A 256-nucleotide genomic window follows, 5' to 3' on the forward strand; every position below is an offset into this window, starting at 1 on the left:
GTGCCAGTGCAACTGCTAATGCAGCTACCGCTATCGGTCGCCAAGCTGCCGCAAAAGGCAACAGCAGCACTGCAGTAGGTTCTTCCTCTGTCGCTGAAGTCCTGTCTTCTACCGCATTTGGCTCCGGCTCTAATGCTACAGCTCCTGCCTCCACCGCTGTCGGACAAGGTACTCAAGCAACCGGCGCTTACACCGTTGCAGTAGGTCAAAAAGCTCAAGCCAGCGGTACTTCTGCGGCTGCAGTAGGTTCTTCTTC

Annotated in this window: 1 pseudogene; it reads left to right on the top strand. The window is 55.9% G+C overall.

Annotated elements, in window-relative coordinates:
• Positions 1-256: pseudogene (locus ACTHS4_RS12160) on the top strand (YadA family autotransporter adhesin); the annotation flags it as partial.

The organism is Neisseria sp. P0014.S009 (assembly GCF_051958155.1).
In the GTDB taxonomy this organism is placed as follows: Bacteria; Pseudomonadota; Gammaproteobacteria; order Burkholderiales; family Neisseriaceae; genus Neisseria; species Neisseria flavescens_C.